Below are 21,582 nucleotides of genomic sequence, written 5' to 3'. Positions count from 1 at the left end.
TCGCACCGTATCAGACGCGCAGCTGCGCGCGAATGATTTCAGCAGCGCCCGGCGCACGCGTGTCGCCTTCGACCACGATCTCGCCGCGCTTGAGCACCGCATACCGGTCGGCGACGGCGAGCGCGAAGCCCACGTTTTGCTCGACCAGCAGCATGGAGGTACCGTTGCGGTCGCGCTCTTGCCGCAGCGCCGCGCCCACCTTGTCGATGACCGACGGTTGCAACCCTTCGGTGATCTCGTCGACCAGCATCAACGACGGCCGCGCGACCAGCGCACGGGCCACCAGCAGCATCTTCTGTTCACCCCCCGACAGCGTGCCCGCACGCTGCGCCATGCGGCCTTGCATGAAAGGAAAGATCTCGTAGATTGCCGGCAGTCGGTCGTTCAGCAACGCGTCGCGTGCGAGGCCGAGGCGCAGGTTGTCTCTGATGCTGAGGTCGACGAAGAGGGCCTGCTCTTGCGACGTATACGACACCTCGAGGCGAGCGATGCGGTGCGCCGGCAAGGTGGTGATGTCGACGCCCGCCATCGAGATGCGGCCTTGACGCTTGGGCAAAAAACCCATCGCCGATTTAAGCAGCGTCGTCTTCCCCATGCCGTTCTTGCCCAGCAAAGCGACGATGCTGCCAGCCGGCACCGAGAGGTCGAGGCCGCGCAGCACCATCAGTTCACCGTAGCCCGCGCTCACGCCTTTCAGCGTCAGCGCGGCCTCGTTGGAGCGCAACTCAGTCATGGCCGGCACTCCCCGAGTAGATCGTCTGAACGAGCTCCGAGTCGACCACCTCCTGCACCGTTCCGGACAGCGCCAGCCGCCCTTGATGCAGCACCACGATGCGTGTCGATATCTCGCGCACGAAGTCAAGGTCGTGCTCGACCAGCAGCAGGCACAGGTTGAAGCGCACGCACAGGTCGGTGAAGACCGCGCCGATGCGGCTGCGCTCTTCCAGTGAAAGGCCAGCCGTGGGCTCGTCGAGCAGCACGACCTGTGGCTCCAGCGCCAGCACCATCGCGAGCTCCAGCGCCTGTTGTTCGCCGTGCGACAAGTGCCGCGCTTCGACGTGCAACTTGCGGTCGAGCTCGGTCGCCTTCAGCACCGCCAGCGCGTGCGACGGCAAGGCCAGCGTCGTGCTCCGACGCCACAACGACGGCTTGTCGACGCGCACGCGCGCCATGCGCAGGCATTCGGCCACGGTCAGCGTTTCGAAGACGTTGGCGGTCTGGAACTTGCGCCCGAGGCCGAAGCGCACGCAGGCGTGCGGTGGCGCATGCGCGATGTCGTGTCCATCGATTCGCACGGTGCCGGCGCTGCGCTCGGCACCGTCGCTCATGCAGCGCATCAGCGTGGTCTTGCCGGCGCCGTTGGGGCCGATCAGGCTCACCAGTTCGCCGCGGTGCGCGACGAAGTCGATGCCCGACAGCACCTTCAGGCTGCCGAAATGCTTCGACACGCCAGCCAGCTCGATCACCGGTGCTCCGCTGTCCATGACGGGCCGCACGGGCGACTCGGCCAGCACGGCGGTGCCTGCTGCCTGCGCCACATCCGCTGCAGCGGCGCTGCTTCGCCGGCCCAACCGCCGCAGCAGGCGCGCCAGAGGAGGCAGCAAGCCCTGTGGCAACAGCACGATCACCAGCACGAAAGCCACGCCGAGAAACAACTTCCAGATGAAGGGCAGGCTGCCGCTCAGGTAGGCGCTGCCCCACTCGATCAGCAGAGCGCCGAACACCGGTCCGATCAAGGTGCCGCGCCCGCCGAGCGCGACCCAGATGATCACCTCGGTGCCGAACACGAAGCCGGCCAACTCCGGCGCGACCACGCCGCTGAAACTTGCGTAGCCAAACCCTGCGAGGCCGGCAATGGCGGCGGTGGCAACGAGCAACACGATTTTCAGGCGGGCCGTGTCGATGCCCAGGTAGGAGCAGCGCGTTTCGTTGTCGCGAATCGCTGCCAGCAAGCGCCCGCCATCGCTCCGCACGAAGAGCCAGGCACCGGCAGTCAGGAGCACGAGCACACAACCAGCGATGCGAAACCAGGCCTCCAGACTCAGGTCGGGCACGGTATAGCCGGTGAGGCCCGAACTCGAGCCCGTGAAGGTGCCGCCAGAAAACAGCAATTGCGTCACCACGATGGGCAGCACCAGCGAAATGACCGAGGCATACAGCGCTGTGGAGCCGTGATAGAACGACAGCCAGCCTGTGATCAGCGCGAGGACTGCAGCAGCCGACACCGCAAGACCCAGCGCCACCCACACCATGCCGGGGCTGAAGCCGAGGTGCGTGAATACCAGCCCAGCCGCGTACGCGCCAGCCCCAAAAAAAGCCGACTGCCCGAAAGTCAGGAAACCGGTGTAGCCCCACAGCACATCGACCGTCAGCGCCAACATCGCAAAGAAGATCGCTCGAATCAGGATATTGAGCGTGTAGGTGTCTAGCAGCGACGGCGCGACCAGCGCCACGCCAGCGCATGCGGCAGCCACAGCGACCACCCGACGCATCGAACGCACCGATCGAACGTCTGCCAACGGCGCAACCGAAACGGCAACCGAGCCCAGCACGGGGTCAGTCACGGGAAAATCCTTTCGGCCGGATACGCAGCGTGACGGCTGCGAGCACAGCGATCGCCAAGCCGCCCAGAACCGGACTCACATAGGTCGAGAGCAGCACCTGCGCCGCGCCGAAGACCAGCGTGGCGACCAGCAAGCTACCCATCGACACGCCCGACACCATAACCAGCATGAAGGCGTTGACCAGCCACGGCACGCCCATGTTGGGATCGACGCTCGACAGCGGCGTGATCAGCGCACCGGCGAGGCTCCCGATGCCAGCGCCCGCCGCAAAGGTGCAAAAACGCACCATGCCGGCATGGATACCGAGACCGCGCGCCAGCTGCTCGTTCATGATCACCGCACGCGTGACAAGGCCGATGCGGGTCCGCGTCAGGATCAGTGCGAGGGCCGTGCCGAGCACGGCGGCGGCGGCGACCAGCAGCAAGCGGTATGCCGAGTACTCGCCGCCCGACCAGGCGAAGGTGCCGTTGACCGGGCTCGGCACCAGTTGCACCTCGCGCCCGAAAACCAGGGTGATGACCTGCCCGATGACGATCGCCAGGCCCCAGGTCGCGAGGATGGCGTCGAGCGGCCGTGCGTAGAGCGGCCTCACGACGACGCGCTCGATGAACATGCCGACCAGCGCGCCCACCAGCAGCGCGAACGCGAGTCCGAGCAGCGGCGACAGGCCGATGCGTGAGGCCACCAAGCTGGCATAGGCACCGACCGTGAGGAAGGCGCCATGCGCGAAGTTGATGATCTTCATGACGCCGAAGATCAGCAACAGCCCGGCAGAGACGATGTACAAAATCGCCGCCGTCGTGACGATGTCCAGCAACAAGTCCATTGGCGATCTACGTCATTTAAAGCGAAGTTGCGGCCGTCGTTTTATTTGAGATTGGGACACTGCATGCCGACAGCGACATCCTTGAAGCTGTCGATCACCTTCACACCGCCATCGGCCTGTACTTGCGCAAGATACATCGTGAGCGGCGCGTGGTGCTGCTGGTTCATCGTGATGCGGCCGCGCGGGCCGTCGACTGCCACTTCAGCCAATGCCTTCAGGACCTTGTCGGCGTCCGTGCTCTTCGCCTTTTCGACCGCCGCCTTGTAGGCGTAGACAGCTTCGTATTCGGGCACCGACAGATCGTTGGGCGTCTTCAGGTCGGCACCGAATTTCTTGGTCAGCGCGTCGAGGAATTTCTTGTTGGCGGGGCTGTCGATGCCGGTCACGTAGGACGCCGAAATGTAGATGCCCGCGGCATCGGCACCCATGTTCTTGGCCGTGCCTTCGTCCACCGCCAGGTTGCCGTACGGAATGTTGATGCCGGCCGCGCGCAATTGCTTGGTCAGCGTCACGTTGGGGGCGCCGCCTGCGGTCGAGGTGATCAACGCGTCCGGCTTGGTCGCGCGGATCTTGCTGATGACGGCGGTCCAGTCGCTACCGTCCATCGGCAGGTATTCCTCGCCGACGATCTTGGCGCCCTTGCCTTGTGCGTACTTCTTGGTGAATTCGAGCATGCCGCGACCGAAGGAGTAGTCGCTGCCGACCAGGAAGATCGTCTTGGCGTTCTTGGTCTTCATGAAGTAGTCGACCACCGGCGGCACCTGCTGCTCCGGCACCCATGCATTGACGAACATCCACGGGCTGCACGAGCGGCCTTCGTAGAACGAGGTATAGATGTACGGCACTTTGCCGCGTGCCACGATGGGCAGGCCGGCATTGCGCGCGGCGCTGGTCTCCATCGAGATCAGCACGTCGACTTTCTTCTGGAACACGAGCGAATCGAAAGCCTTCTGCGCACCGACCGCGCCCGACGCATCGTCGGCCACTTCGAGTGCGAGCTTGCGGCCCAGCACGCCGCCCGCAGCGTTGATCTCCTCGATGGCCAGCTCTGCCGATTGCACTACCGAAGGCGCGACCACGCTGTTAGCGCCGGACAGGCCGACCGGCACGCCGATGCGGATCGGCGCATCGCCTTGCGCGGCGGCCAGCAACGGAAAGGCGACCAGCGTCAAAGCGGCGGTGAGGATGCGGATTTTCGGTTTGAACATGAGGAGACTCCTGCGGGTTGAATGAATGGATGAACGGAAAAGGGAGCGAAGAATCCGAGGGCGCTCAGTACCAGCCGGGCGTCTGCCCGCTGCCAAGCATTTCGCTGTAGACGTCGGTGCGTCGGTCGCGCAGAACCTGGTTGAAAGCGTTCCAGTTGCGCGAGCGCCGGGCCTCACCAAGGTCGACATCGGCGATGACGATTTCTTCCGCCACGCGGCTCGCGGGGCCGGCCACCGGCCAGCCCGTGCAACCGACGACCAGACTCTGTCCTTCGAACAACTGGCCGCGCTCGGTGCCGACGCGGTCGGCACAGGCGATGAACATCGAGTTGCTGTGTGCTGCCGCCATCGTGAGGATCGTGGCCATCGCTTCGCGCCCCGGCGCCTGGCCGGGAATCGGCACCCAGTTGGTCGGCACGCAGACGATGTCGGCGCCCTTCAATGCCTGGATGCGAAAGGTCTCGGGGAACCAGATGTCGTAGCAGATCGCCACGCCGATGCGCCCGTGCGGCGTGTTGAAAACCGGAAAGCCCAGGTTTCCCGGTTCGAAGAAAAGGTTCTCGGCGTTCCAGAGATGTACCTTGCGAAAAGTGCCGATGTAGCCATCAGGGCCGATCACCACTGCCGCGTTGTAGAGCGCGTTGCCGTCGCGCTCGGCGATGCCCGCGACCAGGGTGACGCCGAGTCGTTGGGCAACGGCGATCCACGTCGCGCAGCTCGGTCCGCCGGGCACCGCTTCGGCCAAAGAGAAAGCCTCTTCACGTGTCTCGAAAACATAGCCTGAATTGCACAGCTCCGGCAGCACCATCAGTCGCGCACCCTCTGCAGCGGCAGCTTCGATCAGGCGCACGCTGGCGTCGAGGTTGCGCTGCTTCTCGCCGACGAGAGGCTCGAACTGAAGGCATGCCACGCGGGTCTGTTGCGCGGTCGAAGGCGAGAGGGCCATTTCGAAAATCCAAAAAAAAGCCCCCTGCTGCGCGTAAGCGCTAAGCAGAGGGCAGTGTTGCCGGTGATGAGTGCGGCGATGTTGCCGCGGCCGGCATTGTCGCCAGCGAAGGCCCGACTCTAATGAGCGTCAGCGCGCATTGTCAAGAAGGCTCGACGGTTATTTTTTTGAGCCGCTTTCCGGCGTCGTGCGCGCCCTGGCACGCGGATGAAATTCGTCGTAGGTCTTCGCCAGATGCTGGAAGTCCAGCCGCGTATAGACCTGCGTCGTCGTGATGTTGGCGTGACCCAGCAGCTCTTGCACCGCACGCAAATCGCTGCTCGACTGCAGCACGTGGCTGGCGAACGAATGGCGCAGCATGTGCGGATGCACGGGCGCTGCAAGGCCGGCTTTGAGGCTGCGCGCGCGCAACTGCTTCCAAACCGCATGAGGGGACAGTCGCGTGCCCTTGGCGCCGAGGAACAAGGCCGCGGCATCGACCGGATCGCGCTGCGCGGCGGCATCGAGCGCGGCGCAATCGGCACGTACGGCCAACCATGCGAGTAGCGCTTCGCCGGCCTTCGAGCCGACCGGCACGCTGCGCCGTTTGCTGCCCTTGCCGAGCACGCTGGCTTCCATGGCATCGAGGTCGACCCAGCCGCGCGCGGTCGCGCTGGCGTGAACATCGAGCCCCGTCAGTTCGCTCACGCGCAGGCCGCAGCCATAGAGCAACTCGACGACGGCGCGGTCGCGCGCTTCGGTCCACGGGTCGGCTTCGGTGTCGTGCAGGTCGGCCAGCCGCACCGCGTCGTCGACGGCCAACGCCTTGGGCAGCGGCCGCGCCGCCTTGGGTGCCTTCACGTCCTGCACCGGATTGCCCGCAACCATCCCTTCGTTCCCGAGCCAGCGAAAAAAGCTGCGCCAGCACGAAAGAATGAGAGCGATGCCACGCGGCGCATGACCGGCACTGTGCAACTGCGCCATCCAGCGGCGCACGTGGCCCGTTTGGACCTTGTCGAACGCCAGCCGGGCTTCGGTGGCCTTCTCCGACAACGTCGTCAGATGAATGGCATACAGCTCGACCGTGCGCGCCGCCAGCCGGCGCTCCACGCGCACATGCTCCAGGTATCTTTCGACCAGGGCGAGATCAGCGGAGATAGCCATGAGCCGCATTGTTGATGATGGCCAACGGCTCGCGCAACGCACCCTTGAACGCCATGCCCCAGCGCAACCAGCAACTCGTCGGCGCAGCGGCGTACTGGACGTCGAAAAGCCGATCGAATCCACCGGCATGCGCGAGACGCTGCGCGCGCCACAGGTGATAGGGCTCCGTCACGACGATCACGCTCTTGACGCCTGCGGCCTGTAATACTGCAGTCGACAACGCCAGGTTTTCACGCGTTGATTGGGAAGCCGGTTCGAGCAGCATCGGCCCGGCATAGCCCGACTGGACAGCATGGGCACGCATGACCTCGGCTTCGATGCGGCCGTCTTCGCTGTCGACGCCGCCCGAGAACACCAGGCGCTGCACACGGCCCGCTGAAGCCAGCGCCAGAGCGGCGTCGACACGGCCGGTCAGGCACGGGTTGGGTTTGCCGCGCAAGTACGCTCGATTGCCCAGCACCAGCGCCGCGTCGGCGGTGCGTTCAGGTGGGTGGGCCAACCGGTCGAGCGCATCGCGCCAGACCGTGATGCCGATGGCGACGCACACGAACGCCAGCGCCGCCAGCAACAGGGCCGCAATGCCTGCCGCGGGCGCGACCCAAGGTGCGGTCAGCGTTGCGCGTCGCAGCCAGCCGATCAAGGCCGCAGTCGCGACAGCGCGCCCGACGCCAGCTCGGCGATGCGCTCCAGAAACTCCGTGCCCATGTCTGAATTGAAGCGATGCGCATCGGGCGACGAGAGGATCAACATGCCGAAGGCTGGCGACTCGGGCTCGGCCCGCATTGGGATCATTGCGATCGACACGGCGGCACGCGGCTCGGCCAGCCATTGGGTCGCCTCGAAGCCGGAATTGAGGCCGCAATACGGCTCGGTCAGTGACGTGGCGAGCGCTTTCACGTCATCGCTCACCCATTGCGCGTAAGGCTCGTTGAGGTAGCTGGTTTCGCAGTCCCACACCTTGATGGCCGCCTGTGGCACCAGAAAGAGCGACTGCAACTCGTCGACGATGCGATAAGGCACGCCACGCGGGTCGCGGGTGGTCAGGAGCCCCGCGGTCCAGCGCTGAAGCCGGTCGGACGCGACCACGTTTTCGGTACCGTGCCGGATCATGTCCATGACGCGGTGCTCCAGCGCCTTGATTTTTTCGCGCAGCATTTCAGCCTGCCGTTCCTGCAGGCTCACTGCCCGGTTGCCATGCGGGCTGGTGAGCTGTACCTGGCCCAGCAACTGCGCATGCCGCTCGAAAAAGTCGGGCGTGTTGACCAGATAGTTGGCGATGTCGTCCTCGGTGATCGGGTTCATGGCGGCGTTGTCGTGGATGTTGTGGGGCATGTCGGATCAGTCGATCAGGTCAGAAGAGTTCAGGAGCCATCAGGCGAAGTCGGGAACTTCGATGTCGCCTTCGAAGACGGTGGTTGCGGGGCCGGTCATCAGCACGGGCCGACCTTCGCCGGCCCACTCGATCGTGAGCACGCCGCCGTGAGTCTGCACATCGACCCGCGCATCGAGCAGGCCGAGACAGATGCCTGCAACCACGGCCGCACAGGCGCCCGTGCCGCAGGCCAGCGTCTCGCCGGCACCGCGCTCGAACACGCGCAGCGCAATGTTGGCGCGATCCACCACCTGCATGAAGCCGGCGTTGACGCGTTGCGGAAAGCGCGGATGGTGCTCGATGAGCGGGCCTTGCACTGCGACCGGCGTGGCTTCGACATCGTCCACCACCTGCACCGCGTGCGGATTGCCCATCGACAGCACTGCGACGGAAACGATCGCGCTGTCGGCGTGGGTGCCGAGCGCCAGACGCCATTGCTCCCAGCCGCCTTCGACCACCGGTGTGAGGCCGGCCGTATCGAAAGGCACGCGCGGCAGCTCGAAGATCGGGGCGCCCATGTCGACCGTCACGCGGCCGTCGGCATTCATGCGTGGCTCGATGACGCCAGAGAGCGTTTGCACCCGCACTGCAGCCTTGGTCGTCAGCCCATGTTCGCGCACGTAGCGCATGAAGCAGCGGGCGCCGTTGCCGCATTGCTCGACCTCTCCGCCATCGGCGTTGTGGATCACGTACTGAAAGTCGATGCCCGCACCGGGCGACGGCCGTACGGTCAGGATCTGGTCCGCGCCAACGCCGAAATGACGGTCGGCGAGGAAGCGGTACTGGGCCCTGTTCAACGCCAAGGCGCCTCGCGTCTCGTCGATCACGACGAAGTCGTTGCCGGCGCCCTGCATCTTGGTGAAACGGATTCGCATCTGCGGATTATCGGCGGCGGGCCGGCACCCCCAAGCGAGTGGCGTGAAAGCTTATCGACAGCCGAAAGCGCCATCGTCCTACCGCTGCGGTCGGCGCCCATGCCAATCGCGCGGATCTCTTTGGGGCCAGGATCCGTACAAAGGCAGCCAAGGCAACGGCCTAGCGCTGCGCATTTCATTTTCAAATCATTTCTGGAGGTTCTCTATGACGAAAACACTTTCGATTCTTCTCGCGGGTCTGTTTGCTGCAGGTGCTTACGCACAACCCACCCCGCCCGGCGTGCCAGTGCCACCGAATACGCCCGGCTACGCCACCGACAAATCGACGCAGGCGGGCGAGATGCGCAAAGACGGCCGACCGGCCGGCATGGTGAAGGCGCCCGGCGGTGACGAGCCCAAGGCCCCTGAAGGCGGCGCCATCGGTACCGACAAAGCGGCGGTTGCCGGCGAGGCCCGGGCCGAAACCCGTGACCAGCGCCGGCCCGGCAAGCGCCCTAGCACGCAAGGCGGCACGCCCAAGTAATAAAGCGCCGCAGATAATGCGGCGATGGTTCGTTCAACCCAACAACTCCATCCTCCGCGTGAGTCGGCGCCGTTGCGTGCAGCCGCGACGGTTCTCCTGCTGCGCGACACACTCGACGGCCTCGAAGTCCTGATGACTCGGCGGTCGTCGAGCGCCAGCTTCGCGCCCGGAGCCTACGTGTTCCCGGGCGGTCGAATCGACGAGGCCGACACGTCGGCACGACGCATCGCGACACGGCGCCGCACCCAAAGCCGTTTGCAGTTGACACAGGCGATCGCGGCTATTCGCGAAAGCTTCGAAGAATTGGGCGTGCTGCTTGCCCACCACGCCGATGGCAGCCCGGTCACGGCTGCCGAGATCGACGACATGGATCGCAGCACCGCGTCGACGACGGTCGCCTTCGCCGAGCAATGCGCCGCACGCGGTTTGCTGCTGTCCACCGACAAGGTTTTCACCTTCGCCCACTGGATTACCGACCGCGATTTGCCGAAGCGATTCGACGTGCCGTTTCTGGTCGCGCGCATGCCCGAAGCCCAGACGCCGGTTGCGGACGAAACCGAGCAGTTCGAGCCCTGCTGGGTGCGACCTGCCGATGCGCTGGAGCGCCACAAGGCCGGCAGCTTCTTCATGATCTTCCCGACGGTACGGACGCTCGAGCGGCTCGCCGCCTACGGTAACGTCGATGCAGTGCTCGGCACCTGCGCCAATCGCTCGGAAGGGGAAGGCCCGCTCTGGACCAGTTGCCCGCGCGCCGGCCTGCTCGACGGCGCCGACGCGCGCTACATGGAGACCGATTCGCCGTACGGCGAGCTCGCGATGGTGTGCCCAGATGGCCAGATCCTGCATACGCTCGACTGGCAAAACGAAGTTCCCGTGCCGCTGCTGAAAAACCTGCAACGGCTCACCGCACCCAATCCGAGCGCCATGACCGGCCCGGGCACCAACAGCTACATCGTGGGCGACGCGACGACCGGCTACATCGTGATCGATCCGGGTCCGAACGACTTCGATCACATCGGCCGGCTATGGCGCGCGACGCAGGGCGACATCCGCATGATCGTGTGCACGCATTCGCACGCCGACCACTCGCCGGGCGCTGCGCCGCTGCAGGCGCTGTGCAATACGCGGCCGCCGATCCTCGGTCTGCCCTCTGCGACAACTTCACGTCCGACCGCGCGTTTCACGCCGGATCGCGCGCTGCACGACAACGAGCGCCTCACGCTGGCGGCGCCAGCGCCAACCGACACGTCCGCTCATAGGCACACGCTGCGCGTCATCCACACGCCCGGCCATGCCGCCAACCACCTTTGCTTGCTGCTCGAAGAAGACGCCCTGCTCTTCTCGGGCGATCACATCCTGAACGGCAGTACGACAGTCGTCGATCCGCCGGACGGCGACATGACGGCTTATCTGAACTCCCTCGACACGCTCGACATCGCCTGCACCAACGACAACGTCGGGTTCATCCTGCCCGCGCACGGCTACGTGATCGGCAGTCCGCGCGAGGCCATCGCGATGTTGAAGGCGCACCGCCTGCGGCGCGAGGCCAAGGTGGCCGCCGCCATGCGCCACCTGCCGGAGGGCAACGTCGAAGACTGGGTGCCGATTGCCTACGACGATGTGCCGGAGCGCATGTGGCCGGTGGCGGCTCGCTCGCTGGCAGCGCATGTCGAACGGCTGCAGCGACTGGCGGCGCAATGAGCGCCCTGGACGACAAACGCAACAGCCGCGAGAGCCGCAGCGGCTCTGTAGACGAAGGCGTCCGCCTGGCCAAGCGCGTGGCCGCCGCCGCAGGCTGCTCGCGTCGCGAAGCCGAACTGCTGATCGAAAGCGGCGCAGTGCGGGTCGACGGCGAGCCTGCGCTGGTCCCGCAATCGCGCGTACGCGAAGGCCAACGCGTCGACATCGAACCCGGTGCGCGACCGCAGCCGGTCATGGCGGTGACCTTGCTGCTGCACAAGCCGGCCGGCACCGAAACCGATGCGGCGCATCGCCTGCTGTTCGCGGCCAATCACCACGAGCCGGAGCGCGCGGGCCTGCGCTTTCTGCCGCATCACGTGAAAGCCCAGCGCGTGATGACGCCGCTCGAAGCCGGCGCCAGCGGGCTGATCGTGTTCACGCAGGAGTTCCGCATCGAGCGCAAGCTGCAGGAAGACGCCGGCGTGATGGAACACGAGGTCATCGTCGACATCGAAGGTCCGGTCGGTCCTGAAATATTGAATCGTCTGGAGCGCAGCCCCGCACGCGTCAGCATCGGTCAGCAGGGTGAGGGCCACACCGGTTTGCGCTTTGCGCTGAAGGGTGCGCGACCAGGGCAGATCGCTCACATCTGCGATGGCGTGGGCCTGCGCATCCTGTCGATGAAGCGCATCCGCATCGGCCGTGTGCCGCTGGCCGGGCTGCTGCCAGGCCAATGGCGCTACTTGCTGCCGAGCGAGCGGTTCTGAACACGGCTCGTCGGCTGAATTAGTGTGAAGCGCGCCTGTACGCCGGATTCTGTGTACCGGCGTTCTTGCGAACCCCGGCATGACCGCCATTACTCTGGGCCGTTTGTCGCCAAACAGCTCGATGCCACCTACCCGCCAGCTCAGCGGAACCACCTCGATACTGGCCTACTTGGTGTTGCTGCGCGCAGAGATTGCCCGTTTCACCCGGATCGGGGTTGCCCCTTCACCGACTCGTCTCTGTTGCTCTGATCCTCACCTCGCGGTGGAGAGCCGTTAGCTCCTGCGCTGTCCTGTGCAGTCCGGACGTTCCTCCAGTGCCTGGTTTCCCAGATTGCACCAGCGGCGGTCCAGCGTGCTTCACGCCGCGATTATCGCCACAATGATCTTCCACCCCAGATCGCCCAGATCAACGAAGGAGACTCCATGAAAGCCGACACCATCCTCGCCACCATCGGCAACACGCCGCACATCCGCATCCAGCGCTTGTTCGGCAACCTCGCAAAGCCGGGGCAGCAGGTCTGGATCAAATCGGAGCGCGCCAATCCCGGTGGCTCCATCAAGGACCGCATCGCCCTCGCGATGGTCGAGGACGCGGAGAAATCGGGTGCGCTCAAGCCCGGCGGCACCATCATCGAACCGACCTCCGGCAATACCGGCATCGGCCTTGCCATGGTCGCAGCGGTCAAGGGCTACAAGCTGATCCTGGTGATGCCCGATTCGATGTCCGTCGAGCGGCGTCGCCTCATGCTGGCCTATGGTGCGACTTTCGATCTGACCCCACGCGCCGGCGGCATGAAGGCCGCCATCGCCCGCGCCGAAGAGCTGGTCGCCGGCACCCCGAATTCGTGGATGCCGCAGCAGTTCAACAACCCGGCCAACGTCGAGGTTCATGTGCGCACCACGGCCGAAGAAATCGCCGCCGACTTTCCCGGTGGCATCGACGTGTTGATCACCGGCGTCGGCACTGGCGGCCACATCACCGGCGTCGCCAAAGTGCTGAAGGCGAAGTGGCCGAAGCTGAAGGTGTTTGCAGTCGAGCCCGTTGCATCGCCAGTGCTCTCCGGCGGCAGTCCGGCTCCGCATCCGATCCAGGGCATCGGCGCCGGCTTCGTGCCGAAAATCATGGACATGGCGTTGATGGATGGCGTGATCCAGGTCGACGCCGAACCGGCCCGCGAGATGGCGCGCCGCAGCGCCGCAGAAGAAGGCACGCTGGTGGGCATTTCGTCCGGCGCCACGCTCGCCGCCATCGCGCAAAAGCTGCCCGAGCTGGCAGCCGATGCCGTGGTGCTGGGGTTCAACTACGACACGGGCGAGCGGTATCTGTCGGTCGAGGGGTTCTTGCCGGCGTTGCCGGGCTGATCGCAGGCGGCCGGTATCATCGCGGCCCTTCACCGCACCTGCCCGATCGACACGGGCCGCACGCCATGATCCGCCTCTCCGAACTCAAACTCCCGCTCGACCACACGCCCGAAGCGCTGCCGCAGCTCATCGCGCGCACGCTCGATGTCGATGTGCTCGACCTCCAGACTTTCACCGTCTTCAAGCGCAGCTTCGATGCGCGCAAGGCCGAGCTGCTGACGGTCTACATCGTCGATGTCGCGCTGGTCGACACGGAACGCGAAGCTGCTCTCCTCGCGCAGCACGCGGCGCATCCGCACATCCAGCCTGCGCCCAACATGGTGTGGCGCGCGCCGTCTCATGCGCCGGCCGACATGCCGCTGCGCCCGGTGGTCGTCGGCTTCGGGCCGTGCGGCATCTTCTGTGCGCTGGTGCTGGCGCAGATGGGCTTCAAACCCATCGTGCTGGAACGCGGCAAGTCGGTGCGACAGCGCACCATCGACACATGGAAACTGTGGCGCAAGGGCGTGCTCGATCCGGAGTCGAACGTGCAGTTCGGTGAAGGCGGTGCCGGTACGTTTTCGGACGGCAAGCTCTACAGCCAAATCAAGGACCCGCGCTTTCTCGGCCGCAAGGTGATGGAGGAATTCGTCAAGGCAGGTGCGCCGCCCGAGATCCTCTATGTCGCGCATCCGCACATCGGCACCTTCAAGCTCGTCAAGGTGGTCGAGACGATGCGCGCAGAAATCGTCGCGTTGGGCGGCGAGATCCGCTTCGAGCAACGCGTGACGGACGTGCGCATCGAAGACGGCCACATTCGAGGCCTGTCGGTGCTCGATCGGGCCACCGGTGCGACCAGTGAGCTGCGTGCCGACCACGTCGTGCTGGCGCTCGGCCACAGCGCGCGCGACACCTTCGAGATGCTGCATGCGCGCGGCGTGCACATCGATGCCAAGCCGTTCTCGATCGGCTTTCGCGTCGAGCATCCGCAAGGGCTGATCGATCGTGCACGCTGGGGGCGGCACGCCGGTCATCCGCTGCTCGGTGCAGCGGACTACAAGCTGGTGCACCACGCAAGCAACGGACGTGCCGTCTACAGCTTTTGCATGTGCCCGGGCGGCACGGTGGTCGCAGCCACGAGCGAGGCGGGACGCGTTGTCACCAACGGCATGAGTCAGTACTCGCGCAACGAGCGCAATGCCAACGCGGGCATCGTGGTCGGCATCGAGCCGCGCGATTTCCCGGGTTGGACTGCCACTGAAAAGGGCGACTCGCTGGCCGGCATGGTGCTGCAACGCGAGCTCGAATCCAACGCCTTCGTGCTCGGCGGCAGCGACTACCGCGCACCCGGTCAACTGGTCGGCGATTTCGTCGCGGGCAAGCCATCGAGCGCGCTCGGCAGCGTGACGCCTTCGTACCAGCCAGGCGTGACGCCGACCGATTTGCGCGGCGCCCTGCCCGCTTATGCCATCGAGGCGATGCGCGAGGCGTTTCCGGCATTCGGCCGCAAGATCAAAGGCTTCGACCTGCACGACGCGGTGTTGACCGGCGTCGAGACACGCACCTCGTCGCCCATCCGCATGACGCGCGGCGACGACTATCAAAGTCTCAACGTGCGCGGGCTGTATCCGGCCGGCGAAGGGGCTAGTTATGCGGGCGGGATTCTGTCCGCGGGGGTGGACGGAATCAAGGTTGCCGAGGCAGTCGCGCGCGGCGTGCTCGCGACCTCGAACTGAACCCACGTCACTGAAATTGCAGCCGAAGCCTTCAAGGCCAACGAACAAAAGACCTCACGAAAGCGAAAAGATGATCGAAGACGACTTTCACTACTACGAACCCGCCAACGGTCACGGCCTGCCGCACGATCCGTTCAACGCAATGGTCGGCCCGCGGCCGATCGGCTGGATTTCGTCGAAGAGCGCGGCGGGCGCGTTGAACCTCGCGCCCTACAGCTTCTTCAACGGCTTCAACTACACGCCGCCGATCATCGGCTTCTCGAGCATCACCGCGAAGGACAGCCTGCACAACATCCGCGAAACCGGAGAGTTCGGGTGGAACCTGGTAACCCGACCGCTGGCGGAGCAGATGAACCTATCGTGCGCTTCGGTGCCTGCCGATGTCGACGAGTTCCAGCTTGCCGGCCTGACACCCGTGGCATCGCGAAAGATCGACGTGCCCCGCGTGGCTGAAAGTCCGGTGTCTTTCGAGTGCAAACTGACACAGATCGTGCAGCTGCAGGCCGCCGATGGCACCGCCATTTCGAGCTGGCTGGTGCTGGGCGAAGTGGTCGCGGTGCACATCGCGCGGCGGCTGTTGAACGACGGCATCTACGACACCGCGGCGGCCGAGCCGATACTGCGTGGCGGCGGTCCGGCGGACTACTTTGCCGTGACCGCCGACAATCGCTTCCAGATGCGCCGTCCGCGCTGATCCGAGACAACCGATTTTTCTTGCAAGCGACCCCATGACCGAAGACGCCATCCAGACCGAACCTACCGCGGTGAACACGCCCGTTGCGCCGGCCCAAGACACGACCGCCGCATCCGAGGGCGCCCCATCGAACGCAGCGACGGAACCGAACGAGCCGCGCCGCAACTCGCGGCCGCCGCGCTCTGGTCGCGGTGGAGGCCAAAGGCCGACTGCCGGCCAGGAACAGCAACAGCCAGGGCGGCAACAGGGACCGCAAGGGCAACGCGGGCAGCAGCCACACCAGGGCCAGCGCGACCAGCGCGCGCCCCGTCCGGCGCGCCAGGTGCATCCGGTTCTGGAGCAGCTGTTCGAGCTGCACCCCAAGCTGTTCGGCGCCCGCTTCCTGCCGCTGAAGCTTGGCACGTACGAGGACCTGATAGCGCGCCATCCCGACACCTTCAAGACCGAAGAGCTGAAGGTCGCGATGGGTCTGCATGCCCGTTCGACGCGCTACCTGGAGAGCGTCGCTGCCGGTCATGCGCGCCACGACCTCGACGGCAATGCGGTCGAGCCAGTCGCGCCAGAGCATGTGCACCACGCGATCCTCGAAGTGTTCAAGCGCCGTCAAGCCCGCTCGAAAGACGATCTGCGTCCGCAACTGCAGGAACGGATCATTGCGGCGATCGAAGCGTCGGACATGCCGCGCGAGATCTATGCCGAGCGAGTGCGGGCACGTGACGCGGGCGCCAATGCGGCGCTCGATGAAGCGCTGGCCGAGCTCGGTCGTCAGGCCGCCAAGCGTGAAGCGCTGCTGCGCGCGTTCGAAGCCAGCGGCAAGGACGAAGCAGGGTTCGCCGACATGTACGGCATGGACCCAGTCGAAGTAAAGCGAATCCTCCAGCGCGCTCGCAGCGACAAGGCTGCGGAGGCGGAGCGTGCTGCTGCTGCTGCTGCGGCTGCGGCGGCTGCCGAAGCTGTTTCAGCTGCTGAAGCCGAAGCCGAAGCAGAAGCAACGACGAATGCGGTGCCGTCCGACGATGCGAAGGATGCTGGCCACGCCGCATAGAAATCGGGCGATCCAGTTAGAAAAGCCGGCAAGAGGTTGCCGGCTTTTTTCGTTTTGCAGAGGAGACAGCGGGGCGTGTCCGGAGACATGAGCGGAAGGTGCACGCCAGACGCTATCCCCGCACTCAAAGTCTCAAGCCCTGGCGTTCTGCAGCGCAGCGATGCGCTCTTCGATCGGCGGATGCGTGGCAAACAGCTTGCCGATGCTGCCGGTGATGCCCATTGCCTCGACCGACTTGGGCAACTGGCCCGGAGGCAACCCACCCAGCCGTGCCAGCGCATTCATCATGGGTTGCTTCCTGCCCATCAAGCTGGCTGATCCTGCATCCGCGCGAAATTCTCGGTGGCGCGAGAACCACGCGACGACGATCTGCGCGGCGAAGCCCAGCACGATGTCGAGCACCAGCGTCGTGATCATGTAGCCGATACCGGGCCCGGAATTGCGGTCATCGCCGCGTCGCAGAAAGCTGTCGACGGCGTAGCCGATGACCCGCGACAGGAACACGACGAAGGTATTCATCACGCCCTGGATCAACGCCATCGTGACCATGTCGCCATTGGCCACGTGTGCGATCTCATGGCCGATGACGGCCTCGACCTCTTCGCGCGTCATGTTCGTCAGCAGGCCGGTCGACACCGCGACCAGCGACGAATTCTTGAACGCGCCGGTGGCGAAGGCGTTGGGCTCGCCTTCGAAGATGCCGACCTCGGGCATGCCGATCTTGGCGGTGTCGGCGAACTTGCGCACCGTCTCGACGATCCATGCTTCATCGGCCGACTGTGCGTTGTTGATGATGCGGATGCCAGCCGTCCACTTGGCCATCGGCTTGCTGATGAGCAGCGAAATGATCGCCCCGCCAAAGCCCATCACCAGCGCGAAGCCGAGCAGTGCGGGCAGGTTGAGCCCGCTGGATGTCAGGTAGCGGTTGAAGCCGAGCAGGCTCGACACGACGCCCAGCACCGCGACGACCAGCACGTTGGTGAGCACGAACAGAAGAATGCGTTTCAAGTTGATTTCTCCGTGGGGAAAGAAGGCGACAACAGACCGCGACAACAGACCGGAAGATGGGAGCCGAAACGTCCCGCTTCAAGCTTCACGCCCTGCGAGCGCAATGGATTTAAAGGCGCCGGCCCTGTTTGTATGTTGCTTCTTCTCGGGGCCGGAAGGGACGAAAGACGTCCGGGTCATCATAGAAGGAAAAGTTCTCGTTATCGAGCCACCAGCCCGGTATCCCGAGCACCGGCAAAGGCACGAAAGGCTTGGTGGCCAGGTGCGCCGGATCGAGCGCACGCGCTATCGCGGCATCGTCGGCTGCGATCGATCGAGTCGAGTCGAAAGCGCCGGGCGCGAGCAGCACGTGGGCTGTCATTCCCTTGCGCGGTCGGCACAGTTTGTCTAGCAGCGCATGACCAAACACGAGCAACCGCGCCTCCTGCCACACCGCACGTTCGGTGACAAAAAGTCGTTGCCAGTCGCGCGCGCGCAGCGCTTCCCACATCGAAGGCGGCGCATCGAGTACCGCGCCGTTTTCGTCGAACAGCGTGAGTGCATCGCGCAATGGACCGCGCGCCGCGCCGACGCCGGCGCGTTCGATTTCAGCCGCCTGCAATGCGTTGAGACGTTTCTTGGTCAGCGGGAATGCGAGCCAGGTGAGCCCATTGAAGAAATCGTGCAGGTTGTTGCGCGTCGGCACGGTACCGGTCTCGAAGATGTGCGCTTCGTAGGCACGATCGAGTGGCAGATGGCTTTGCGGCACAAAGGCCGGAACGCAGGGCCCACTTGCACTGCCAGCATCGATCGTCACGCCGAACGAGGCCGCTTGCAACGCCTGCGCCACGGAGGATTTCTCCGATGACTGGGCCACTGCCTGACCGATGTCGCGACAGTGCGCCAGCCAGGGACGGGCCCAGTCGACCCCGGACAGGTTCAGCGGGTCGGGCCGCCGGTCCATCGAATCCGGTCCGGGTGCTGAAGTACGGCGAACTCGTCGGTGAGCTTGTCGAAGAGCTTGAGCGAGCTGCCGTGCTTGCCGAGCAGTCCTGCCGTGCGCAGCGCCTTCGCGACATCGTTGAGCGGCACGTCGGTGCCACTGCCCAGCGCAGGCGCGGCGTTCAGGATGAACTCCGCCGCCTCGGAAGGTGCGGACACTTTCACGGGCGCGTTCTTGCGGGCGGCGGAGCGGCTCGCGGTTTTGCGGGGCGCTGCGGGCGCACGTGGAGCGACTGGTGTGCTCTGTGCGTTCGGTGCAGGCGACGTAGCTCGGGCAACCGGGAGTTCGTCGGCCTGCGATGCCTCGTCGGAAAACTTGGCAGCCGAACGGTTCGACGCTGCCTTTCGCGCTGGTTGACGCGGAGCTGCAGCCGCGCGTGGAGCCGCGGCCGACGCCACACGCGTTGTCGCCGACGACGCACTCTTGTGCGCCAGGTCGATGAACTCGTCGTACACGCCAACCGTTTCTTCGCCCGTCTTGCCCTGCTGTCCGATGCCGCACACGCGGCAGCCTTTTTCGCGCAGGCGGATCACCAGCGGCGCGAAGTCGGAGTCGGACGACACCAGCACGACGACGTGCGGGCGTTCGGCGATGACCAGGTCGATGGCGTCGACCGCGAGCGCGATGTCGGTGCTGTTCTTGCCGGCCGAGATGTTGACCATGGGCCGCACCGACAAGCGCTTGAACAACGCCTGCTGCTTCAGCGCGGTCTCGGCGTTGCAATAGGCGCGACGCACATGAATGGCGCCGTACACGGCCATCGTGCGTTGCGCGGCCTGCTCGATTACATCGGACGAAACGTTGTCGGCGTCGATCAGCAGCATGATGCGGGGAGTGGGGGTCATGCGAGCTTCCAGTCGAGAGTTTCGCCGCCGCGCAGTGGCTTGAGCGTTGCCTCGCCGTACGGTACTTCTTCCGGCACGGTCCAGCGCTCGCGCTTCAGCGTGATGGTGCCGGCGTTGCGCGGCAGGCCATAGAAATCCGCGCCGTGAAAGCTGGCGAAGCCTTCGAGCTTGTCGATGGCGCCGACGGCGTCGAAGGCTTCGGCATACAGCTCGATCGCAGTGAGCGCGGTGTAGCAGCCAGCGCAGCCGAAGGCGTTTTCTTTCAGGGCCGCAGCGTGCGGTGCGCTGTCGGTGCCGAGAAAGAAGCGGTCGCTGCCGCTGGTCGCCGCTTCGACCAGTGCCACGCGATGCGTTTCGCGCTTGAGCACCGGAAGGCAGTAGTAGTGCGGGCGAATGCCGCCGGTGAAGATGGCGTTGCGGTTGTAGAGCAGGTGATGGGCGGTGATGGTGGCGGCGGTGAATCGATCGGCATCGCGAACGTAATGCGCGCCCTCTTTCGTGGTGAGGTGTTCGAACACGACCTTGAGCTCGGGCATGTCGCGCCGCAACGGGATCATCACGCGATCGATGAAGACCGCCTCGCGGTCGAACAGGTCGATGGCGGGGTCGGTCACTTCGCCATGGATCAGCAAGAGCAGGCCGTGCTTCTGCATGGCTTCGAGCGTCTTGTAGGTGTGGCGGATGTCGGTCACGCCCGCATCGCTGTTGGTGGTGGCGCCGGCCGGATAGAGCTTGAGCGCGCGCACGCCGGCCTCGGCCGCCCGTACGATTTCGTCGGGCGGCAGTTTGTCGGTGAGGTAGAGCGACACCACCGGCTCGAAGTCGACGCCGGTCGGCACGGCCGCGCGGATGCGGTCGCGGTACGCGAGCGCTTGCTCTGCAGTGGTCACGGGGGGACGCAGGTTGGGCATGATGAGCGCGCGGCCGAACTGGCGTGCCGAGTGCGGCACCACGGCTTCGAGCGCGGCGCCGTCGCGCACATGCAGGTGCCAGTCGTCGGGGCGCGTGATCGTGAGGGAGGAGATGCTGGTCATGGTCCGGCATTGTCGTCTGGCCTTGTCCCGGAGCGAGGTACACCCGGCACGGAACCTGCTCGAGCGATGCACCTTCAAATCGATTACCGATTCAGCGGTATCCAGATTCAATGACAACCAAGTCAACACGTCGGGCAGCACCACACGCATCGCCGCAGCCTGCTGCGGCTCCCGCGCCGGACTCCGACCCGCTCTTCAACCAGTCGCTAGAAAAAGGTCTCGCGGTGCTGCGCGCTTTCGACGATGCGCATCGCACCATGACGCTGGCCGAAATCGCCGAGCGCACCGACATGAGCAAGGGCTCGGCGCAGCGCACGGTGCACACCCTGCAGGTGCTGGGCTACATCGGCAAGCATCCGCAGACACGGCGCTTTCAGCTGCTGCCGCGCACCATCGAGCTCGGCTTCAATTACCTGGCAGGCAATGCGCTCATCAAGATCGCGCACCCATACCTGTCGCAGCTGGCGAACGCGAGCGGAGAGACCGCAAGCGTGACCGAGCCTGTCGGCGCGGAGATGGTCTACGTCGCGCAGCTCATGACATCGAAGTTCATTCCGGTGCTGACGCCCGTCGGCATGCGCATTCCGATGTACTGCACCAGCTCGGGCCGGGCGTGGCTCAGCAGCTTGCCCGACGACCAGGTGCTGGTGCTGTTGCAAATGGCGCCGCGCCCGGCTCGCACCCCGTCCACGTTGACCGACATCAAGCCCATCATGGCGCGCATCGCCGAATGCCGGCGTGTCGGCTACGCGACCAACGCCGAAGAACTCTTCCTCGGCGACATGGGCATCGGCGCACCGATCCTCAACCGGCAGGGCGACGCGCTGGGCGCGGTGCACCTGTCGCCCCCGACCAGCCGCTGGACCATGGAAGACGCACGCAAGAAGCTCGCGCCGATGGTCATCGAATGCGCCCGTGCCATCGCGAGCGCTATCGCTCACTGAGTCGCCGCACCGAACCCGTTCGCACCGCGCACCAACTTGATTCTTCAAT

The 21,582-nt window shown here is 65.3% G+C and carries 21 protein-coding genes and 1 other RNA gene; 8 read left to right on the top strand and 14 right to left on the bottom strand.

Annotated elements, in window-relative coordinates:
• Window positions 1-10 precede the first annotated feature (10 nt).
• The 9 genes from RCH10_RS06430 to dapF form a co-directional block, all read right to left on the bottom strand.
• Window positions 11-733, bottom strand: coding sequence for an ABC transporter ATP-binding protein (locus RCH10_RS06430; protein WP_409051753.1), 723 nt, complete (start codon window positions 731-733; stop codon window positions 11-13).
• Window positions 726-2,492, bottom strand: a complete 1,767-nt coding sequence (locus RCH10_RS06425) for an ABC transporter permease subunit (RefSeq protein WP_409051983.1) — start codon at window positions 2,490-2,492, stop codon at window positions 726-728. Before RCH10_RS06425 ends, RCH10_RS06430 begins: the two co-directional genes overlap by 8 nt.
• 64 nt (window positions 2,493-2,556) lie before the next feature.
• Window positions 2,557-3,390 carry a branched-chain amino acid ABC transporter permease gene (locus RCH10_RS06420; protein WP_187054334.1) on the bottom strand — a complete coding sequence of 278 codons (834 nt, stop codon included), beginning with the start codon at window positions 3,388-3,390 and terminating at the stop codon, window positions 2,557-2,559.
• Between the two features lie 41 nt (window positions 3,391-3,431).
• On the bottom strand, window positions 3,432-4,598 hold the full coding sequence (locus RCH10_RS06415) for a substrate-binding protein (RefSeq protein ID WP_409051752.1): 1,167 nt from the start codon (window positions 4,596-4,598) through the stop codon (window positions 3,432-3,434).
• A 64-nt stretch (window positions 4,599-4,662) separates the two neighbouring features.
• Window positions 4,663-5,544, bottom strand: a complete 882-nt coding sequence (locus RCH10_RS06410) for a nitrilase family protein (RefSeq protein ID WP_409051751.1) — start codon at window positions 5,542-5,544, stop codon at window positions 4,663-4,665.
• A 159-nt stretch (window positions 5,545-5,703) separates the two neighbouring features.
• Entirely contained in the window at window positions 5,704-6,687 is a 984-nt protein-coding gene (locus RCH10_RS06405) for a tyrosine recombinase XerC (RefSeq protein WP_409051750.1), read from the bottom strand.
• Window positions 6,671-7,327 (bottom strand): YdcF family protein, encoded by a 657-nt coding sequence (locus RCH10_RS06400; RefSeq protein WP_409051749.1) that lies wholly within the window; start codon window positions 7,325-7,327, stop codon window positions 6,671-6,673. Before RCH10_RS06400 ends, RCH10_RS06405 begins: the two co-directional genes overlap by 17 nt.
• Window positions 7,324-8,019 (bottom strand): DUF484 family protein, encoded by a 696-nt coding sequence (locus RCH10_RS06395; protein ID WP_409051748.1) that lies wholly within the window; start codon window positions 8,017-8,019, stop codon window positions 7,324-7,326. Before RCH10_RS06395 ends, RCH10_RS06400 begins: the two co-directional genes overlap by 4 nt.
• Before the next feature lie 39 nt (window positions 8,020-8,058).
• A complete protein-coding gene (gene dapF / locus RCH10_RS06390; protein WP_409051747.1) occupies window positions 8,059-8,934 on the bottom strand; it encodes a diaminopimelate epimerase in 876 nt (291 codons plus the stop codon).
• A 205-nt stretch (window positions 8,935-9,139) separates the two neighbouring features.
• On the opposite strand from dapF, the gene RCH10_RS06385 reads away from it, so the two are divergent.
• From RCH10_RS06385 to RCH10_RS06375, 3 genes are read left to right on the top strand one after another with little or no spacing between them, the layout of a single operon-like run.
• Window positions 9,140-9,457 (top strand): cell envelope biogenesis protein TolA, encoded by a 318-nt coding sequence (locus RCH10_RS06385; RefSeq protein WP_409051746.1) that lies wholly within the window; start codon window positions 9,140-9,142, stop codon window positions 9,455-9,457.
• A 24-nt stretch (window positions 9,458-9,481) separates the two neighbouring features.
• The gene (locus RCH10_RS06380) at window positions 9,482-11,158 is read left to right on the top strand and encodes an MBL fold metallo-hydrolase (RefSeq protein WP_409051745.1); all 1,677 of its coding nucleotides are present in this window, start codon (window positions 9,482-9,484) and stop codon (window positions 11,156-11,158) included.
• Window positions 11,155-11,904, top strand: coding sequence for an RNA pseudouridine synthase (locus tag RCH10_RS06375; protein WP_409051744.1), 750 nt, complete (start codon window positions 11,155-11,157; stop codon window positions 11,902-11,904). Before RCH10_RS06380 ends, RCH10_RS06375 begins: the two co-directional genes overlap by 4 nt.
• A gap of 22 nt (window positions 11,905-11,926) precedes the next feature.
• Here the strand turns inward: RCH10_RS06375 and rnpB are convergent.
• An RNA gene (gene rnpB / locus RCH10_RS06370) (RNase P RNA component class A) lies at window positions 11,927-12,263 on the bottom strand.
• Between the two features lie 64 nt (window positions 12,264-12,327).
• On the opposite strand from rnpB, the gene cysK reads away from it, so the two are divergent.
• The 4 genes from cysK to RCH10_RS06350 all read left to right on the top strand — a co-directional run bounded on the left by cysK (window position 12,328) and on the right by RCH10_RS06350 (window position 16,720).
• Window positions 12,328-13,266 carry a cysteine synthase A gene (cysK, locus tag RCH10_RS06365; protein WP_187054325.1) on the top strand — a complete coding sequence of 313 codons (939 nt, stop codon included), beginning with the start codon at window positions 12,328-12,330 and terminating at the stop codon, window positions 13,264-13,266.
• Between the two features lie 65 nt (window positions 13,267-13,331).
• Window positions 13,332-14,981: an NAD(P)/FAD-dependent oxidoreductase gene (locus tag RCH10_RS06360; RefSeq protein ID WP_409051743.1), complete on the top strand. Its 1,650-nt coding sequence runs from the start codon at window positions 13,332-13,334 to the stop codon at window positions 14,979-14,981.
• Between the two features lie 70 nt (window positions 14,982-15,051).
• Entirely contained in the window at window positions 15,052-15,675 is a 624-nt protein-coding gene (locus RCH10_RS06355) for a flavin reductase family protein (protein ID WP_222620449.1), read from the top strand.
• A gap of 34 nt (window positions 15,676-15,709) precedes the next feature.
• Complete coding sequence (locus RCH10_RS06350) at window positions 15,710-16,720, top strand: ProQ/FINO family protein (RefSeq protein WP_409051742.1); 1,011 nt, start codon at window positions 15,710-15,712, stop codon at window positions 16,718-16,720.
• A 132-nt stretch (window positions 16,721-16,852) separates the two neighbouring features.
• Here RCH10_RS06350 and htpX read toward each other — a convergent pair whose 3' ends face one another.
• The 4 genes from htpX to pyrC all read right to left on the bottom strand — a co-directional run bounded on the left by htpX (window position 16,853) and on the right by pyrC (window position 20,589).
• On the bottom strand, window positions 16,853-17,728 hold the full coding sequence (gene htpX / locus RCH10_RS06345) for a protease HtpX (protein WP_409051741.1): 876 nt from the start codon (window positions 17,726-17,728) through the stop codon (window positions 16,853-16,855).
• A gap of 109 nt (window positions 17,729-17,837) precedes the next feature.
• Window positions 17,838-18,671, bottom strand: a complete 834-nt coding sequence (locus tag RCH10_RS06340; protein ID WP_409051740.1) for a DUF3025 domain-containing protein — start codon at window positions 18,669-18,671, stop codon at window positions 17,838-17,840.
• Window positions 18,647-19,555, bottom strand: coding sequence for an NYN domain-containing protein (locus RCH10_RS06335; RefSeq protein WP_409051739.1), 909 nt, complete (start codon window positions 19,553-19,555; stop codon window positions 18,647-18,649). The genes RCH10_RS06340 and RCH10_RS06335 overlap by 25 nt, the downstream gene beginning before the upstream one ends.
• Window positions 19,552-20,589 (bottom strand): dihydroorotase, encoded by a 1,038-nt coding sequence (pyrC, locus tag RCH10_RS06330; RefSeq protein WP_409051738.1) that lies wholly within the window; start codon window positions 20,587-20,589, stop codon window positions 19,552-19,554. The genes RCH10_RS06335 and pyrC overlap by 4 nt, the downstream gene beginning before the upstream one ends.
• A 110-nt stretch (window positions 20,590-20,699) precedes the next feature.
• On the opposite strand from pyrC, the gene RCH10_RS06325 reads away from it, so the two are divergent.
• Complete coding sequence (locus tag RCH10_RS06325) at window positions 20,700-21,533, top strand: IclR family transcriptional regulator (protein ID WP_409051737.1); 834 nt, start codon at window positions 20,700-20,702, stop codon at window positions 21,531-21,533.
• Window positions 21,534-21,582: the final 49 nt, after the last annotated feature.

Source organism: Variovorax sp. GrIS 2.14 (genome assembly GCF_046115955.1).
Classification (GTDB): Bacteria; Pseudomonadota; Gammaproteobacteria; order Burkholderiales; family Burkholderiaceae_C; genus Variovorax.
This window is presented reverse-complemented; position numbering and strand designations above follow the sequence as displayed.

Excerpts from the sequence above, each read along its gene's own strand:
- RCH10_RS06420 (WP_187054334.1), bottom strand. The coding sequence starts at position 3,390 with ATGGACTTGTTGCTGGACATCGTCACGACGGCGGCGATTTTGTACATC.
- RCH10_RS06405 (WP_409051750.1), bottom strand. The coding sequence starts at position 6,687 with ATGGCTATCTCCGCTGATCTCGCCCTGGTCGAAAGATACCTGGAGCAT.
- RCH10_RS06425 (WP_409051983.1), bottom strand. The coding sequence starts at position 2,492 with ATGCGTCGGGTGGTCGCTGTGGCTGCCGCATGCGCTGGCGTGGCGCTG.
- RCH10_RS06350 (WP_409051742.1), top strand. The coding sequence starts at position 15,710 with ATGACCGAAGACGCCATCCAGACCGAACCTACCGCGGTGAACACGCCC.
- RCH10_RS06325 (WP_409051737.1), top strand. The coding sequence starts at position 20,700 with ATGACAACCAAGTCAACACGTCGGGCAGCACCACACGCATCGCCGCAG.
- RCH10_RS06430 (WP_409051753.1), bottom strand. The coding sequence starts at position 733 with ATGACTGAGTTGCGCTCCAACGAGGCCGCGCTGACGCTGAAAGGCGTG.
- RCH10_RS06355 (WP_222620449.1), top strand. The coding sequence starts at position 15,052 with ATGATCGAAGACGACTTTCACTACTACGAACCCGCCAACGGTCACGGC.
- RCH10_RS06385 (WP_409051746.1), top strand. The coding sequence starts at position 9,140 with ATGACGAAAACACTTTCGATTCTTCTCGCGGGTCTGTTTGCTGCAGGT.
- pyrC (WP_409051738.1), bottom strand. The coding sequence starts at position 20,589 with ATGACCAGCATCTCCTCCCTCACGATCACGCGCCCCGACGACTGGCAC.
- RCH10_RS06415 (WP_409051752.1), bottom strand. The coding sequence starts at position 4,598 with ATGTTCAAACCGAAAATCCGCATCCTCACCGCCGCTTTGACGCTGGTC.
- RCH10_RS06375 (WP_409051744.1), top strand. The coding sequence starts at position 11,155 with ATGAGCGCCCTGGACGACAAACGCAACAGCCGCGAGAGCCGCAGCGGC.
- dapF (WP_409051747.1), bottom strand. The coding sequence starts at position 8,934 with ATGCGAATCCGTTTCACCAAGATGCAGGGCGCCGGCAACGACTTCGTC.
- RCH10_RS06340 (WP_409051740.1), bottom strand. The coding sequence starts at position 18,671 with ATGGACCGGCGGCCCGACCCGCTGAACCTGTCCGGGGTCGACTGGGCC.
- RCH10_RS06335 (WP_409051739.1), bottom strand. The coding sequence starts at position 19,555 with ATGACCCCCACTCCCCGCATCATGCTGCTGATCGACGCCGACAACGTT.
- RCH10_RS06395 (WP_409051748.1), bottom strand. The coding sequence starts at position 8,019 with ATGCCCCACAACATCCACGACAACGCCGCCATGAACCCGATCACCGAG.
- RCH10_RS06380 (WP_409051745.1), top strand. The coding sequence starts at position 9,482 with ATGGTTCGTTCAACCCAACAACTCCATCCTCCGCGTGAGTCGGCGCCG.
- cysK (WP_187054325.1), top strand. The coding sequence starts at position 12,328 with ATGAAAGCCGACACCATCCTCGCCACCATCGGCAACACGCCGCACATC.
- RCH10_RS06360 (WP_409051743.1), top strand. The coding sequence starts at position 13,332 with ATGATCCGCCTCTCCGAACTCAAACTCCCGCTCGACCACACGCCCGAA.
- RCH10_RS06410 (WP_409051751.1), bottom strand. The coding sequence starts at position 5,544 with ATGGCCCTCTCGCCTTCGACCGCGCAACAGACCCGCGTGGCATGCCTT.